Raw genomic sequence first — 15,756 nt, 5'->3', positions numbered from 1 at the left:
GTATCAATGTATCAATGTATCAATGTATCGAAGCATATTATAAAAAAGAGCAGTGATTAAACACACCCTCTACTGCCACTCGATTTCATACCTCCTGCTCCCATAAAGAAATTCTAGCTAAAACCCCCTATGCCTTTCCTTCGGTTTTAAAATACGCCGACTACGACGCATTTTAATATGCTTATAGAAACTAAAAACCCCAATAAAAGAAAAAATAAATATCATGATAATTTCTGCAAACATCATCCGTGACACCATAATAAATTATATCTCTGACAAAATTAACCATTAATTATAAACACAGGCACTAGCCCAAAAGGCTAAGAAAACCCGAAATTATATAATAGTGGCGTGATTAGATTAAAAACATTACCATTATTTCTCAATTATCATGAGATTATTAACAAACCATTTGTGAGCTTCAGCCATCCGACTAAAACTTAACTTATTTATAACTATTCTTTTATGACTGTTGACAGCCTTCTTATTAATCTTCATTTCCCCTGCCCCCCATTCCTAAAGAAAAATAATACATAACCTCTCACTACCGCACCGTAAAATCCAACACTAATGCATTAGGAGTATCTAACGCGGTATAACGATGCGTAATTTTATCGCCCAGAATTTTGTCGAAAACTTTAGTCAAATCAATACTGGACTGATAAGTTTAAAAGTTTCAGGAATTGCATGCTTTCTTTCCTCTCTCATACTTTTGGGAATAATAAAATATGAGTCAAGGGAGCTAACTCGCTCAACAGCCGGGTCCATTATCTTGATATCGGCAGAACCTCCTTGCATACAAAAAATCAAGCCCACCAAGGGATGAACCAATGGGTTTCCCACCCCTCCACAACCTAGATTGTATCGCAAATCAGGTCATTTAATAACTTTAATATCGTAAAAACCATAAATTTGGTCATTAACACTTTTAATTAATTAAATAATAGTTACTTTACCCGCATTAGTTACATTATTAACGGTCTATTAGAGATTTATTGTGAATTTCATATAATTCAATTTTTCACATTTTAATTAATAAATTAGTTCTGTATTATAAAATACAATACGAAATCGTCTTATCATTGTTTAAAATATCAATTTCTTTCTTGCAGAGAAACATGCGGTAGCTTTATCCAAAGCATGTGATCTAGCATCCTACCCATTAAACACTGAAGGAATCATAGAGTTTAAATTAATAAGGGACACGATGAGATAGGAGGTTTTTTATACACGTTAAAGAAAATGACGCGGGGTAGGAAAAAGCACGTTAACGACTAAACGAGAAACCTTGATGAGTTGTTCCAACTGAATAATGAGGCAGATTTTAAAATCGTAATTTTATGCTGAAAATACTGGAGCCAGAACGTGACATACCACAAACACATTAGTACTTCAACCTAAGCAAGCCAACACACACTTACCTTGTCACACCAAAACCGCGTATCGAAATTATCCTCTTAGCGTCGTAATGTTGAGCTGGTAACAGAACCTAAATCGTCAACACACCACTGATGGGTTTCACTATTTACAATCTCTAGGCATCTTACTTAAGAGAATAGCATGATCGTTTAACATACTTATTGATCCGCCATGTCTTAAGCTTTCCTCTACAACTAAGCGCCTATTAAGGCAAACGCCATACCTAGGAATAGTAACAATCACATTAGGTGGAAATTCATTTTTTGATAATAAAACACGAGTTCTACATATCAACTGAGAGTAGTTATTATCCGCCAATTTACAGTCTATATTAGGCCATATTTTATTTATTATTTCTTTCTTATCATTTATATCATTCAATAAACAAAGAAATAATTTTTTCTGATTCTTACTCAAAACCACCTCTTGCTTACCGCCATCAATGATTAACTTACTCTGAGTTAAAATAAAAATACCACTTTTTGTTTTTATTTTAATATTAAAACAATATTTCATAAGGTCACGTTTCCATAATGTCGAATTCGCCAAAAATAATTAATTAATCCTAACACCAAGAAAACAACGCAGCCATTTATATTTAAAAATCAAAGTTTAATATATTTTAATTCTGTTGAATAAATTAAATTAGATTTAAACACCAAAAAATAGCCATATCAACTTGCATGCTATAGCCCGCAGCTAAGTTACCATCGCATTTAATTTTCGTATTTTAATAAATCCAAGGTGGCTTTTATTACCGAAAATCATAGATAAATATAAAACTTTAAAATAAAAAAATCTTTAATAAAACAAAAAACGTCTAATTCAATAATTATCCTATCCTAGAGGACTCATGAGATACATCATTAATGACATTGTGAAATATAATTCTTCCGACGGTACACTACTCGTTATCGATAACAGTATCGACATGATTACACTGCCCCGTATCACTAACGAACTTTTATCATTTTTCATCCAAAGCAACGGAAAATCATTAAGCAGGGAAGACATTTTAAACGAAATATGGGAAAAAAGAGGATTGAGTTCCTCAAGCAATAATTTAAGCAACTACGTTTCCATGCTGAGAAAATCTCTGGCGCTATGCAATTGTCATGATGTTCTCACTACAATTCCCAAGTACGGTTTTTCATTTAACGCAGATATCATTGAAGACCTTGAAAATAAAAACCCACTAGAAGAAAATGAAGAACAAAGCAATAAAGGGAAAAAAAACTCTTCATCACCACTGAATATAAATAAAAAAATCAAGGCGTTCATTGCATTCAGGCCACCTAAAAAGAATGAATTAATAATAACAGCATTAATTTCTTTTATCGCATTCATTTCCTATTCAATTTACAAAGATTTCACTCCTGAAATTGAGAAGACAACGATTTTCAGAAATCAACAGTGCCAATTTTATTCAATTAATCATAACATGAGTGATTCCGAGAAAAATGAAGCCATAAAAAAAATAAAACTACTTGCTGATAAATCAGGTTTGAACTGCAAAAACAAAATCAATGCCTATTACTTCGTTAATGATAGAGTTGATTTTGTTGGTGATCCCGTTGTGAACTATGCAATCAGCTTTTGCGAGCCGCAAAGTAAATCCCCTTGTGTAAATTTCAAAATTTATGAAAAAAAGAACATTCCAAATGAAAATTAAATTCTTATTATATATTTTATTAGCATCGGTTGCTCTTTACCCAATTTATTTAATCTGGAAAGAAAAAGAGAATGATCACAGCTTTGAATGTCGTGCGAAATTGAAAACCGTAATGGCTACCAGAATTTGCAAAGGTTATGACATGACCAGTGAATTTGATTTTTTCCTGTCTATGCAAGGGAACCAAAAAGGCTACATGATAGTTTTGGGTAATTATTCATGTCCGAATGAGCCATCAAAATTAGTTGACGGCATAGTCAACTTAACCTACAAAAAAGAGGGTAACTATTACTCTATACAGCTGGGAGAGCGAAGCTCTGAGATTTCAGCCACATTCAAAGTATTACAGTACGATAAAATAAAAATAAAAATAAAAGAATTAGAAAATAGTGAATATATGCTTTCATTACCGATTGAAACGCCGATACTCTGTAAAAAAGATTGATCTTTAATAATAAGAGCATTCAGACAGGGCATGTTGTAGTGTATCTCTCTGCTTCCAAAAAATTGCCCTGCGTGGTTTTTCCGTATCAGAATCTTTTAGGTCAGGGAAAAAAGTGGTGCGATGGGAAATATATTGTTTAACGTGTGGGCCAATTTTTTTAGAATATGAAGGGGCCTATTGCAACTATGTCTTCGGCCCGAGAAGGGATGAGCATTGCTGGGAAAAATATAAACGTCAAGGAACGCAGATAAAATGGTTTGATAAAAAATCTGTCTGCCTTCTGCGAGTAATCTAATAGATAGCCGGTCCCAAAGTGTAACGGTCAACTAAAACTGGATACGGGTTTAGGGGCTCTGTCGCATTAAGGTGTTGTTAGATAAAATGTTGTTTTTTGATGTTATTACCTGCCTATGTCTCTCATTCGAAACGCTTTCAGTCGCCTACATTATCCCGTCGATATTATGGCTCGGTGTATCCGCTGGTACCTTGCCTATGCACTGAGTCTGCGAAACCTCGAAGAGATGATGGCAGAGCGCGGTATTGTCGTTGACCATTCCACGTTGCATCGTTGGGTTATCCGCTTGGTGCCGCTACTGGATAAGGTTTTTCGCCGACACAAGCGCACCGTAGGTCGGTGGTGGCGAATGGATGAAACCTACATCAAAGTCAAAGGCCAGTGGAAGTATCTCTACCGCACGGTGGGTACTGCAGGGAAAAAGAGCGCTTCCATTACCCTGTCCTCGCACGCGGCCATCGGGGATGTGGCTCTCGCCATCGGTAATCCCTATAACCTGTTGGGATCGGCCACACAAGGTATTATCAGCGCCGTGGACCGCATTAGCCGACAGAGTTCTATTCAAACGGACGCCTCGATTAATAAGGGAAATTCCGGCGGACTGCTGCTCAACACGGCCGGCGAAATGGTGGGGTTAACCACCCTAAATCTGGCTCGCATCCCGGGAACGCAAGGGATCAATGGTTTGGGTTTTGCCTTACCCACGCCCCTGGTGAACAGCATCATGAAAAAACTCCTGAGAGACAGCACGATCATCCGTGGATGTCTCGGCCTCGACGTCGCTGAGGGCATTCGCCCCGCGCCCGATGGGACAGTGACCGCCCTGGCTCGTGTACTCAAGGTCAACCCATCAGGAGTCGCTGACAACACGGGGATTCAGGAAGGGGATTTATTAACGACCCTGACGGGTCAGCCAATCACCCACGTGCAACAAGCGTTAGATCTCATCGCAGATCGCCCCCCTGGAAGCACCTTATCCCTCACAGTCGAGCGGGAAGGCAGCCTGTTGACCAAAAACGTCGTGGTGGAAAAATGCACGCTCTTAGACAATCGCCTGGCACCTTCAACCAGAAGTACCAGGCCCGGGTCTCTCAACAGCGTACCGCCGTCTGTTGACGCTATGGCACATGCCTACGCTTAGGCCTTTGAAAAGGGGAAAATCTCACTGCGCTTCTTTGCAGCAACCTGTCGCCATCATTGCCCTCTCCAACAGATCTCTCGGTAATCATCTCATTTTACGATGCTATAACGTCTTTATATCCAAGCGGTTGCGAACCATTTTTACCCCACTACAATTTTAACACTGGCAAAGTACCAGTACCCAAAGATAGCTGCTCCCAACCCGTTTGCCCTGAGTGACCTTGCGGTCTCAGGGCTTTTTTTAGCAAAGAGAATACATATGCACGATTGGTTCGCCCTAATGGCGTTGGCTTTTAGTTCGGGTATTTTGTTTACGTTGTTATTTATTAATGAAAATGGGCTCGGTTAAAAAGGCCAGACGGCAAGGTAAATCGGTTTATCCGGCCGCTTCGCTGTCGGCATATTCCTAGTTTTGCAGGTAGTGTAATGCAGCAGGATCGGCAATATAGCCAACCAGTCCCTTCAACGACAGCCCGATTCGGATAGTGCGGCACAAACCCGGGATCATCACGGAGGCGTTGTACCCTCCGCCTCATCATGTAAACATACCTTGGCTCGGGTTACCGTTTCAAATAATCTTTCAGACATCCGATAGCCTCACCTCATTGGCAGGTTACTGGTCAACGCCAGGCTGCCTGACTCATAGCGCCTTGCGACAACTTGAAAGAACAAGTTGGCCTCTTCCTTACCAAACGGGAGATAGCCGCGCTCATCAACAGCCAGTAACCGCGGCTTGTGAATGATGCGACTCAGATAGCCTCTAAGTTCCCCCTTATGCCGGAAGATCTCTGACTGTGAATGTATGGTGATGCGGGATACCTACCGTCGCGACATGCAAAAACGCAGCCCCTGGCGGAGCCACGTCGTCGCGTTAAGATCAGGGTTTCAGCGAAGCGCCGTGACTGGCGATGACGCCCTGATACCAATAGAAGCTCTCTTTATGGCGGCGATCCAGGGTGCCGGAGCCGTCCTGTTGCAAATCGACGTAGATAAAGCCGTAACGTTTGTTCACTTCGGCTTTCGAGGCGCTGATCAAATCAATCGGCCCCCATGCGGTATACCCCATCAGCTCCACGCCATCGTCGATCGCTTCCCGCGCCTGAACCAGATGATCGTTGATATAGCTGATACGGTAATCATCGTGAATGTGGCCGTCGGCATCAGGCTTATCCTGTGCGCCAAGGCCGTTTTCGACGATAAACAAGGGCTTTTGGTAGCGATCCCACAACACGTTGAGCAGCGTGCGCAGGCCAAGCGGATCAATTTGCCACCCCCACTCAGAGCTCTCAAGATGCGGGTTCGGCACCATATCAAGGATATTACCGCGCAGTTTTTCCACCAGTTCAGGATCGGCGGTAACGCAGCCGGTCATGTAGTAACTAAAGGAGATAAAGTCGACGGTATGGCTCAGCGCCTCATCATCCGCGGGTTCCATCTGCAACACGATGCCGTTGTCGCGGAAATAACGCCGCATATAGCCCGGATATTCCCCGCGGCACTGAACATCGCCGAAAAAGAGCCAAGTACGGTTCTCCTGCAGGGTAGCAAAGACATCATCAGGTTTGCAGGAGAGCGGATACATCAGGCCACCGAGCAACATGTTGCCTATCTTCGCGTCGGGAATAATCTCGTGGCAAGCTTTCACGGCCATACCACTGGCAACCAGCTGATGATGGATAGCCTGGTAAATATCTTCCATCGTGCAGCCTTCCTGCAGGCCAACCCCCGTCAACGGCGCATGCAGCGACATATTGATTTCATTAAAGGTCAGCCACAGTTTCACCTTATCGCGATAGCGGGTGAAGACAGTTCGGGCATAGCGTTCAAAAAAAGTGATAAGTTTCCGGTTTCCCCAGCCACCGTAATTTTCCACCAATCCCCACGGCATTTCGTAGTGTGATAACGTCACCATGGGCTGAATATTATGGTGGGCTAATTCATCAAACAGCGCATCGTACCAGGCAAGGCCCGCTTCATTCGGCTCCAGCTCATCCCCTTGCGGGAAAATGCGGGTCCAGGCAATAGAGACCCGCAGGCAGGTAAACCCCATCTCGGAAAAAAGGGCGATATCCTCCGGATAGCGGTGGTAAAAATCAATAGCGACATCTTTGATACTGCGATCGCCAGGCCTCCTCGCCACCACGCCGCCGAAAATACCGTTCGGCTGCATGTCAGAGGTCGATACCCCCTTCCCCCCTTCTACCCATGCGCCTTCAACCTGGTTAGCCGCCAGGGCGCCCCCCCATAAAAAACCGTCAGGAAACGTTTTGCTCATTTCTCTCTCCTTAAACTTCAGCGATTAATATGTAGGAATGGTCCACCCGCCTGAACGTAGGGAGTGGTATGCTTCTGCTCTATTCCTGTGAAATCTTCGCTGTTACTGATGATAATCGGCGTGCTCAGGTCATAGCCCTCAAGAAGAATCGCGTCGCGATCGAAAGCAATCAGCAGATCGCCGGGCCGGATCTTGTCACCCTCTTTGACGTAGGCATTAAAATGCTCGCCATTGAGTTTCACCGTATCGATACCGACATGAATCAATACCTCAATGCCGCTATCGCTCAGCAAACCGATGGCATGACGGGTGGTAAACAGCGAAGCGACTTCTCCATGAAATGGCGCGATCACACGCCCTTCAGAAGGGATAATCGCCGCCCCGCCCCCCATCACGCCGCTGGCGAAAGTCGGATCCGGCACATCCTCAAGGGGGATGGTGACACCGCTCAGCGGTGCCAGAATGTCTTCTTCACCAGCCACGGGAACTACCGCCGCTTTCGTTTCAGGAACGACCTCAGCCCCCGGCACCCCGGCGATGAGAGTCAACAGGCAGGCAAGGATAAACGATATGGCTACGCCGATAATCGCGCCCCATACCGAGGCATCAAGGCCGGAAGGAGGAATGATCTGCGCGAGGGTGAAAATACTCGCCAGGCCGAAGGAGTAGACCTGACTCAGGCTGAAACCGACAATCGCCCCACCGAGAGCACCGCCGATACAACCGAAGATAAACGGCCAGCGGTACGGCAGGGTAACGCCATAAACCGCCGGTTCGGTAACACCGAAGATCCCGGCAATGGAGCCTGAACCGGCCAGTGCTTTGAGGCGCACATCACGAGTTTTCAGGAACACCCCCAGCGTAGCCCCCACCTGACCAAACACGGCCGGCAGCAGGATCACCAACATCGGATCATGGCCGAGTACCGCCATGTTGTTCATCATCAGTGGGATCAATCCCCAATGCACGCCGAAAATCACGCAAACCTGCCATAGCGCGCCAAGAATGCCGCCCGCCAACCAGGGCGCGAATTTGTAAACTATTTGAAATCCGGCGGCTAACAACTCGCCTAACCCGGTGGCCAGAGGCCCAATGACAAGGAAAGTCAGCGGCACAGTAAGCGCAATACACACCAGCGGGGTAAAGAAATTCTTCACCGCCGATGGCATTACCTTGTTGCACTGGCGTTCAAGCCAGCAACAGAACCAGGCCGCACAAATTACCGGGATCACCGACGAGGTATAATTGATAAACACCACCGGAATCCCAAAGAAGGTTTCGGTCGCACCGTTGGTGCTGGCCTGGAAAGCCTCAAGCATCATCGGGTGTACCAATGCACCGCCAATGATCATGGTTAAGAAAGGATTACCGCCAAACTTTTTACCGGCGGTATAACCAAGCACGAGCGGCAGGAAGTAGAACAGCGCGTCGCTGGCGGCAAACAAAATGCGCCAGGTACCGCTGCTCTCCTCCAGCCAACCGCCTACCGCGCTGAGGGCAAGAAAGCCCTTTAAGATCCCGCAAGCCGCCAACACCCCGAGAAACGGCGTAAAAATGCCGGAAACCACATCGATGAATGTCGCCACCATCCCGTTTTTATCTTCACTTTTTGCTTTCTGAGCCGGAGCGTCATCACTGAGGCCCGCGGCCTGACACACGGCCAGCCAAACATCGTGAACATGGTTGCCGACCACCACCTGAAACTGACCGCCGCTTTCAACCACCATGATAATCTCAGGATTTTCTTTCAGGCCTTCCGCATCCGCCTTACTGCTGTCATTCAGTTTGAAGCGCAATCGGGTTGCACAGTGCACCAAGTTGTTGATGTTTTCCCGACCGCCGACGTGACGGAGAATGTCACCGGCCAATTCAGCGTATTTCATATTCATTCCTGTTATCTGTACCGAGGCACAAAAAAACCTGAGTGCCGGGCCTGACTGGCAGGACGGCACATCAGGTTTTGCCTGCAAATGCAGTGACAATCCTTATTCCATACGGCTCATGCTGGGTAAGCCGGTACTCTTACTGACCCAACAACGCTTCATACTGTGCCCGAAACTGCGGGGCGTCCCACATACCATCAAAAAGGGTATAGGTGATATACCCCTTGTTGAGCCAGCCGGAATCCGTATCGTTCTCAGCCGGTACCAACGCTGCCGGATTAATGGTCTGCTTCGCTTTGCCGTCCGCCGTCAGTTCATAACCAATCTGTGGAATGGGGAACGCTTCGTTGCTGATGTAGTGCACCCCCTTGATGTCGGCCTTCGCCAGCGCCGGATAATTAATGCTAAGCCCGGACCCTTTGGGCAGCACGGACGTCCCCGGCGTATGCTTAGCGTTAAGCGTGTCGACCATGCTGACGACATAGTCAACGGAGTCCGGCCAGTATTTATGTGTGCTCGGCCACTTATTCTTCATTTCCTCTTCGGTGAAGATATAGCCGATGCTGGCTGCGATCGCCGGAAAACCGTAACGCACAGCACGGACAGCAGCACTGACGGTGCCGGAATTCACCTGCATCATACCGGTGTTCGGGCCATCATTGACGCCTGAAATAACCAGATCCGGCGGCGTATCCTTCAGCACGCCCCACAGGCCGAAATCCACAGCGTCAGCCGGCGTACCGGGGAAGCAATAGCGCTTCTCGCCAACCTTCTTAACATCGAAAAGCTTTCCGGTTTTAAAGGTGATAGCAGAGCCTATGCCGCTCTGATTGGTGGACGGGGCGACCATCCAGACGTCATAGCCTTTAGCCGCCAGCTTATCCTGCAGCGAGGTGCTGCCCGAAGATTCACAACCGTCGTCATTGACGATCAGAATCTTCAACGGTGCTGCCTGTGCCGTGAAAGCAAAGGCAGAAAGCAGTGCGAGGGCGAAGGTTTTGGTTTTCATGAGTGCTCCTTGAGTCTGATGGCCAGGGCCTGAATGAGGGGCAAAAAAAAACCTAAGACACCTGCACGCAATATTGCTGCAACAAGTATCTTAGGTTTTGCCTGTTTTCAGTAACAACCCCAGGATGGGAACGAAAATACGCCCGGAATTTATTTCTGTCCAGAGGCACTAACTATTTTCTGTGACAGCGCTCAACAAATAAAATAAGACGTCCCGCAGCAGAGAATAAAATCGTTTTTAGTTATGACACTGTCATTCTTATGCATACCCACCTCCCTATTCGCCTTATCTTGCATTGGCGAGCCTCCGGCGTTTTTATCTTCCCCTTGATGATGTGAACACGATCACGGTTATTCATGTGGTATCAAAAAAGTGGATGTTATTTCCCATTTTCGGTGATATTTTTGCGGCAATTGGATTGTTACTGTGAATACAGGCAAAACCCACGTCAGATATCGCGAGTAGCCAGCGTTACTCCCGAAACAGGACGTGGTTTTTTTATTTTTGGGGATCTGGAAAAACAGAATATAGAAGGAAGGATATAAAATGAAAAAATGGATTTTAGCTTTAATGGTTGTTGTAATTACGGCAACCTGCTCAGCGGAAAATGACGTAAAAATATCTCCTGATGATACGGTTACCATTTATTTCGCCCGCCACGGAAAAACTCTTTTTAATACTTTTGATCGCGTTCAGGGATGGGCCGATTCGCCGCTGACAGAAGACGGTGTACGGGTGGCTCGTTATTTAGGCGAAGGATTAAAAGGAATTAAATTTGACCGTTTCTACACCAGTGACGCCGGACGACAACGCGAAACCATGGCTGTCATCCTGAAGCAGGCGGGCGTCACGGATTATCAGCTCACCGAACTGACCGGGTTGCGCGAAGCCTTCTTCGGCGGCTTTGAAGGCGGTTTTAATAAAGAGATGGCTGACGCCGGAGCGCGTCAACTGGGGCTGGCCGATGGCGCGGCGCTGTTCAGCGCCATGAAGGCAGGGACGCTGGCGGTGCGCGATAACCAAAACGCGCTGGCCAAAGCCGACCCCAAAGGGTTGGCGGAAAATTATGACCAGGTGAAGGAGCGTACTCAGGCGGCTCTGGACACCATCATCAAGAAAGCCAAAACCGAAGGCGACAAAAATATTCTGGCGATATCATCAGGAACATCGATGCAAATAATGATCTCTGGCCTGACCGATGATCCGGCAAAAAATAAGCCGCTGTCCAATGCTGCCGTGGTAAAAATTGTTTATAAAGACGGCCGCTATACAGTACCTGAAATCGGCACACTAAAATATGTCGAAGCCGGTAAGAAAGCGTTAAAAAACCAATAATAAAAAATTGGCCAATTTATTTTTATTGGCCTCGGATAATATTGCCGCGCGTAGGTAAGGGCGCGCCGCAGCCCGTTATTAAGGTATTTTATGAATCTGAATCGTACTGCTATGGCATTTATTTCGCTCGGCATTTCAGCAACCTGCTTGGCCGCCGATAATAATGACGGCATTAAACAAACCACGCTAATGGATAACGTGATTGCCGATCCCTTCTTCCGAGATTCACAGATGGGATTATCACTTAAGAATTACTGGAAATATCTTAAGGAGGAAAACTCCAACCCCAAGCGCGTGCATAATGCTTGGGCGCAGGGTGTCTCCATTGATTATCAGTCCGGTTACTTTTCTGATATTATCGGCGTTGATGTCGTCTACTACAGTGCCGTCAAACTGGGTGCCAGTGATTATTTTAACTCTCGCGGCGTACTTTATAACAACGGGAGCGGAAATAAGAAAAGCAACGCGGAAGGGTATTCCAAGTTTGGCCAGCGCAACATCAAGCTGAAATATGACGTGGCGGACGTACAGCTCAACGCCCGATGGGGCTGGCAAGTATTGAAAAATTTTGGCGTCATCTCTACCTCAACGCGCCTGTCGCCAACCACCTACTCCGGCTGGAGCGGAGCTGTCAGCTATGATAGCTTGACCCTGCGCGGAGCGTACGTCGAAAACTCGATGGACCGTAACTCGCCGGACAAAAAACACTTCCAGACCAACACAGGACGTGAAATCAACCACCTCACCAGTGGTGACCTGCAGTGGAAAAGCCGGCTGCTGGATGTGCAATACGGTTATGGCGAAAGCGACAACTACTTGCGCCGTCACCTGCTATTCACCAATCTCAAACCCATGGAGCGGCTGAATATCGGTACACAGATATACGCGACCCATGCCCTTGACGAATATGCTTCCATGCCCGCCAGCAAACGAGACTTCGACAACAATGCCTGGCATTTCGCTCTCGACGCGACATGGAAAGCGGATCGCTGGAGCAGCAAGTGGGGCATAGGCTATACCGATGCTCAGAAAGCCAATAATGAAGTCGGCTTTTACCCGCGGCATATGAGTAAAAACTCGCGCGGTACTTTTATCTCCATGGCCTATGCGGGTGATGACTACATGCGCGACGGGGAACTCATGCTTGCAACGATATCGGACTATAAGTTGACGCCGGATCTGGCAGTAGGGTTAGCCGGCAACATTGCCAATTTCAATTACAAAGGCAATCACGTGCGCACCGGTGAAATTAACGCCTTCACCCGCTGGGTTCCTTCCGACCCAACGTTTAAAAACCTGACGGTATGGGCGATGTTCGGTCCAGGATGGTCGTATAAAAGCAGCGGAAAAACGCCGGTTCTGACGGATGGACGCTATACGCGGACCCATACGCTCTCGTCGGAAGTGATTATCGAATACCGTTTCCGTATGTTCTGATATTCGTAACCGGTGTTCGCGATCCGAATCACGTTTCTCCCGTAGGAAGTTCAATCCTAAGAGAAAAAGTGTTAAATTGCAGAAATGGATTGTAGCTGCATCTGCAGGCAAAACCTGATTTTCTGACTATGTCGGAAGTCAGGTTTTTTTGTTTTCGGGGCTTGGATGAGAATCGCCAAAATACTTAATAATAATGTGGTTGTTATCCTGGATGAGCAGCAACGCGAACAGGTGGTAATGGGCCGTGGGCTGGCTTTTCAGCAGCGGGTGGGCGACGTTCTCGACGAAACACGTATCGAAAAAGTATTCTCGCTGCAGAGCGACGAGCTTGTTAACCGCCTCGGTGAATTGTTAAGCCAGATCCCACTGGAGGTGATGGCTGCCTGCGATCGCATCATTGAACTGGCGCGTACCCGGTTGGGCAAGCTGCAGGAGAGCCTCTATATCACCCTGACAGATCACTGCCATTACGCGATCGAACGGCAAAAGAAAGGACTGGCTATCAAGAATGCGTTGCTGTGGGAAACCCGGCGTCTTTACCCGCGCGAGTTCGAACTGGGGCAGGAAGCACGGGCGATTATCGACAAGCGCCTCGGCGTCGAACTGGCGGAGGATGAGGCCGGATTCATCGCCCTGCACCTGGTAACCGCCCAGCTTAACAATGAAATACCGGAAGTGATGCATATTACCCGGGTGATGCAAGAGATCCTGCATCTCGTGAAGTATCAACTGCGGCTGGATTATGATGAGAATTCGCTAAACTATCAGCGTTTTGTCACTCACCTGAAATTTTTCACCCAACGGATGCTAACGCGAACGGTAGTGCCCGATGATGACGAAACCCTGCACAGCGCGGTGAAGAATAACTATGCTAAAGCCTGGGCCTGCGCGGAAAAGATTGCCTTGCACCTGCACCGCAGTTACCAGCGTGATCTGAGTACGGAGGAGATTATGTTTCTCTCTATCCATATTGAGCGGGTGCGTAAAGAGGGGCGTAAAACGCCGTGAGGCGCGGTAACGCGGAAAATTGTCATTAAGAGGGTCTCTCCCACAAAACCGGTACGGTTCAGTTACAGGTAGCATGAGCCGAAAAGGTCACTGCCTGGATAATGCTGTTACGGAAAGGTTTTTCCGCAGCCTGAAAGCAGAGAGAGTTAACTACCGTTGTTATGAAACCCGAAGTCAGGGTATTGCAGACGTTATCGATTATATCGACAGTTTTTATAATCTGAAAAGGCGGCATTATCGGCTGGGAAATATATCGCCGGACGAATATGAACGCCGACTACAGCAATGTGCCTAAATCTGTGTCCGGTTTTAGGTGACCGTTACAGAACTAGAAAGTTAAGAGCGCAGTGTTTTTCGAATTTGCGCACTCGATGTTAATAACCAGGTTCCTCTTAAAAAGGACGCCAGTGTGAAAGCACAGGCGTCCTTTTTTCGATCGCTGGTTATAGCCATGGTGCGTATGCGTAGCGATCCGCCAGAGGCAGCAATTTTCAATTAGCGCAGCCTGCCAGATGCGCGTCACTTATCGGCGTCCGGGATTGCCGGCGTCGCTCGCAATTGCACGCGCAGCGTGAATCTAACCAGCGGTACGGTCAGCGCCGTCGTCACCAACGCGAACACTACGAGGATCGTATAGACCTTTGGCGGAAGGATCTGCATCTGCAGACCGATTGACAGGACGATGAGCTCCATCAAGCCGCGCGTATTCATCAGCGAACCCACCAGCATCGCATCGCGTGGCACAAGCCCGGTGGCACGCGCGCCCAGATAACTGCCGCCGAACTTGCCGATGAATCCGCCCGCGAAGAATACACCGAACCACATCCATGATGCCGCGTCATCGATCGTGCCTATCGACGCATGCAGCCCCGCATACGCGAAAAACACCGGCATCAGCACAAGTCTGACAAAACCTTCGACGTTATCCCGCCACTCATTCGCGATGCCGGGCACGCGCCGCACGAACAGCGCCGCGGCAAGTGCGCCAAATGCGCTATGAAATCCGATCAGCGACGTCGCGAGTGCCGACGCCATTACGAAACATAACAACACGGCCAAGCGGTCGCGCGCCGCATGCGCAGTCGATGCGAGCCGCACAAGCATCGGTCGAACCACGAAGCGCACCAGGAACGCGCACAACACCAGATACGCGAGCAGGCTGACGAGCATGCGCGCAAATGCCCAACCAGGCCCGCTCGATAGCGAAGCAATAGTTGCAAGCAGTACCCATCCGAGCGCATCCGTCAGCATCGCGGCAGACATTGCGTGCCGTGCGCCCACCATGGCGTTTAGCGCCAGGTCGTCGACGATGCGCGCCATCACCGGTACCGCTGATATCGCAAGCGCGACACCGCAAAAGAGTACATAAGGCAGCGCCGGTGCATCGCTGGCGAGCATGTCTTTCGAGACAATGGCGACGATCATGCCGATCGCAGCCGGTACGACGAGCCCACCCACGGCGATCGCGACGGGCATGCGCCAACGCCTGTCGCGCAGCGTCTCGCCCAACTCCATATGTAGACCCACCTGAAACATCAGCAGTATCAGGCCGACTTCGCCGACCTGCGCCATCGCCGACAGCTCGCGTGGGCCGAACAATGCGTCGTAAAAATCCGGTGCGATAACGCCCAACAGCGAAGGACCCAACAGCAAACCGGCAGAGATCTCGCCAACGACCGCGCACTGACCGAGCCGTTCGGCAATGCGGCCGCAGACGTTGCAGAGCGCGATCACCAGCACCAGTTGCAACAGCCAGACAGTCATGAATACCTCGGAAAAAGCGGCACCGACACGAACTTGCTGGCCGCGAGCCCGAGCGGACCCGCCGCGCCATACGC

Annotated in this window: 12 protein-coding genes and 2 pseudogenes; 8 read left to right on the top strand and 6 right to left on the bottom strand. The window is 48.1% G+C overall.

Annotation, left to right across the window (positions count from 1 at the left end; translation table 11 throughout):
* Positions 1 to 1,521: 1,521 nt before the first annotated feature.
* Positions 1,522 to 1,935, bottom strand: coding sequence for a winged helix-turn-helix domain-containing protein (locus ACUTQ5_RS20085; protein WP_445652675.1), 414 nt, complete (start codon positions 1,933 to 1,935; stop codon positions 1,522 to 1,524).
* Positions 1,936 to 2,272: 337 nt separating this feature from the next.
* Between ACUTQ5_RS20085 and ACUTQ5_RS20080 the strand changes: the two genes are divergently transcribed.
* The 4 genes and pseudogenes from ACUTQ5_RS20080 (at position 2,273) to ACUTQ5_RS20065 (ending at position 4,972) form a co-directional block, all read left to right on the top strand.
* The gene (locus tag ACUTQ5_RS20080) at positions 2,273 to 3,091 is read left to right on the top strand and encodes a winged helix-turn-helix domain-containing protein (protein WP_445652674.1); all 819 of its coding nucleotides are present in this window, start codon (positions 2,273 to 2,275) and stop codon (positions 3,089 to 3,091) included.
* Complete coding sequence (locus ACUTQ5_RS20075; protein ID WP_445652673.1) at positions 3,081 to 3,536, top strand: hypothetical protein; 456 nt, start codon at positions 3,081 to 3,083, stop codon at positions 3,534 to 3,536. Before ACUTQ5_RS20080 ends, ACUTQ5_RS20075 begins: the two co-directional genes overlap by 11 nt.
* Before the next feature lie 410 nt (positions 3,537 to 3,946).
* Positions 3,947 to 4,252: pseudogene (locus ACUTQ5_RS20070) on the top strand (IS6 family transposase); the annotation flags it as partial.
* Positions 4,235 to 4,972, top strand: coding sequence for a S1C family serine protease (locus ACUTQ5_RS20065; RefSeq protein ID WP_445652718.1), 738 nt, complete (start codon positions 4,235 to 4,237; stop codon positions 4,970 to 4,972). The pseudogene ACUTQ5_RS20070 and the gene ACUTQ5_RS20065, both read left to right, overlap by 18 nt.
* A gap of 605 nt (positions 4,973 to 5,577) precedes the next feature.
* Here the strand turns inward: ACUTQ5_RS20065 and ACUTQ5_RS20060 are convergent.
* The 4 genes and pseudogenes from ACUTQ5_RS20060 to surE all read right to left on the bottom strand — a co-directional run.
* A pseudogene (locus ACUTQ5_RS20060) lies at positions 5,578 to 5,757 on the bottom strand (ATP-binding protein); the annotation flags it as partial.
* A 91-nt stretch (positions 5,758 to 5,848) separates the two neighbouring features.
* Positions 5,849 to 7,246 (bottom strand): glycoside hydrolase family 1 protein, encoded by a 1,398-nt coding sequence (locus ACUTQ5_RS20055; RefSeq protein WP_445652672.1) that lies wholly within the window; start codon positions 7,244 to 7,246, stop codon positions 5,849 to 5,851.
* A 17-nt stretch (positions 7,247 to 7,263) separates the two neighbouring features.
* Positions 7,264 to 9,129, bottom strand: coding sequence for a PTS beta-glucoside transporter subunit IIABC (bglF, locus tag ACUTQ5_RS20050; protein ID WP_445652671.1), 1,866 nt, complete (start codon positions 9,127 to 9,129; stop codon positions 7,264 to 7,266).
* A gap of 139 nt (positions 9,130 to 9,268) precedes the next feature.
* The gene (gene surE / locus ACUTQ5_RS20045) at positions 9,269 to 10,138 is read right to left on the bottom strand and encodes a 5'/3'-nucleotidase SurE (protein ID WP_445652670.1); all 870 of its coding nucleotides are present in this window, start codon (positions 10,136 to 10,138) and stop codon (positions 9,269 to 9,271) included.
* Between the two features lie 546 nt (positions 10,139 to 10,684).
* Between surE and ACUTQ5_RS20040 the strand changes: the two genes are divergently transcribed.
* The 4 genes from ACUTQ5_RS20040 (at position 10,685) to ACUTQ5_RS20025 (ending at position 14,213) form a co-directional block, all read left to right on the top strand.
* A complete protein-coding gene (locus tag ACUTQ5_RS20040) occupies positions 10,685 to 11,473 on the top strand; it encodes a histidine phosphatase family protein (protein ID WP_445652669.1) in 789 nt (262 codons plus the stop codon).
* Between the two features lie 90 nt (positions 11,474 to 11,563).
* On the top strand, positions 11,564 to 12,910 hold the full coding sequence (locus tag ACUTQ5_RS20035; protein ID WP_445652668.1) for an OprD family outer membrane porin: 1,347 nt from the start codon (positions 11,564 to 11,566) through the stop codon (positions 12,908 to 12,910).
* Between the two features lie 165 nt (positions 12,911 to 13,075).
* Positions 13,076 to 13,918, top strand: a complete 843-nt coding sequence (gene licT, locus ACUTQ5_RS20030; protein WP_445652667.1) for a BglG family transcription antiterminator LicT — start codon at positions 13,076 to 13,078, stop codon at positions 13,916 to 13,918.
* A gap of 73 nt (positions 13,919 to 13,991) precedes the next feature.
* Positions 13,992 to 14,213 (top strand): IS3 family transposase, encoded by a 222-nt coding sequence (locus tag ACUTQ5_RS20025; RefSeq protein WP_445652666.1) that lies wholly within the window; start codon positions 13,992 to 13,994, stop codon positions 14,211 to 14,213.
* 224 nt (positions 14,214 to 14,437) lie between these two features.
* Here the strand turns inward: ACUTQ5_RS20025 and ACUTQ5_RS20020 are convergent, their stop codons facing one another.
* Positions 14,438 to 15,682 carry a cation:proton antiporter gene (locus ACUTQ5_RS20020; protein ID WP_445652665.1) on the bottom strand — a complete coding sequence of 415 codons (1,245 nt, stop codon included), beginning with the start codon at positions 15,680 to 15,682 and terminating at the stop codon, positions 14,438 to 14,440.
* Positions 15,683 to 15,756 lie beyond the last annotated feature (74 nt).

It is taken from the genome of Serratia sp. NA_112.1 (assembly GCF_052691715.1).
The sequence above is the reverse complement of the archived record's forward strand: the minus strand, read 5'-3'. Positions and strand labels throughout refer to the sequence as shown.

Bases quoted from the DNA above. Each gene is read 5' to 3' on its own strand.
- ACUTQ5_RS20020 (WP_445652665.1), bottom strand. From the start codon at position 15,682: ATGACTGTCTGGCTGTTGCAACTGGTGCTGGTGATCGCGCTCTGCAAC.
- ACUTQ5_RS20075 (WP_445652673.1), top strand. From the start codon at position 3,081: ATGAAAATTAAATTCTTATTATATATTTTATTAGCATCGGTTGCTCTT.
- bglF (WP_445652671.1), bottom strand. From the start codon at position 9,129: ATGAAATACGCTGAATTGGCCGGTGACATTCTCCGTCACGTCGGCGGT.
- ACUTQ5_RS20055 (WP_445652672.1), bottom strand. From the start codon at position 7,246: ATGAGCAAAACGTTTCCTGACGGTTTTTTATGGGGGGGCGCCCTGGCG.
- ACUTQ5_RS20035 (WP_445652668.1), top strand. From the start codon at position 11,564: ATGAATCTGAATCGTACTGCTATGGCATTTATTTCGCTCGGCATTTCA.
- licT (WP_445652667.1), top strand. From the start codon at position 13,076: ATGAGAATCGCCAAAATACTTAATAATAATGTGGTTGTTATCCTGGAT.
- ACUTQ5_RS20025 (WP_445652666.1), top strand. From the start codon at position 13,992: ATGAGCCGAAAAGGTCACTGCCTGGATAATGCTGTTACGGAAAGGTTT.
- ACUTQ5_RS20085 (WP_445652675.1), bottom strand. From the start codon at position 1,935: ATGAAATATTGTTTTAATATTAAAATAAAAACAAAAAGTGGTATTTTT.
- ACUTQ5_RS20040 (WP_445652669.1), top strand. From the start codon at position 10,685: ATGAAAAAATGGATTTTAGCTTTAATGGTTGTTGTAATTACGGCAACC.
- ACUTQ5_RS20080 (WP_445652674.1), top strand. From the start codon at position 2,273: ATGAGATACATCATTAATGACATTGTGAAATATAATTCTTCCGACGGT.
- surE (WP_445652670.1), bottom strand. From the start codon at position 10,138: ATGAAAACCAAAACCTTCGCCCTCGCACTGCTTTCTGCCTTTGCTTTC.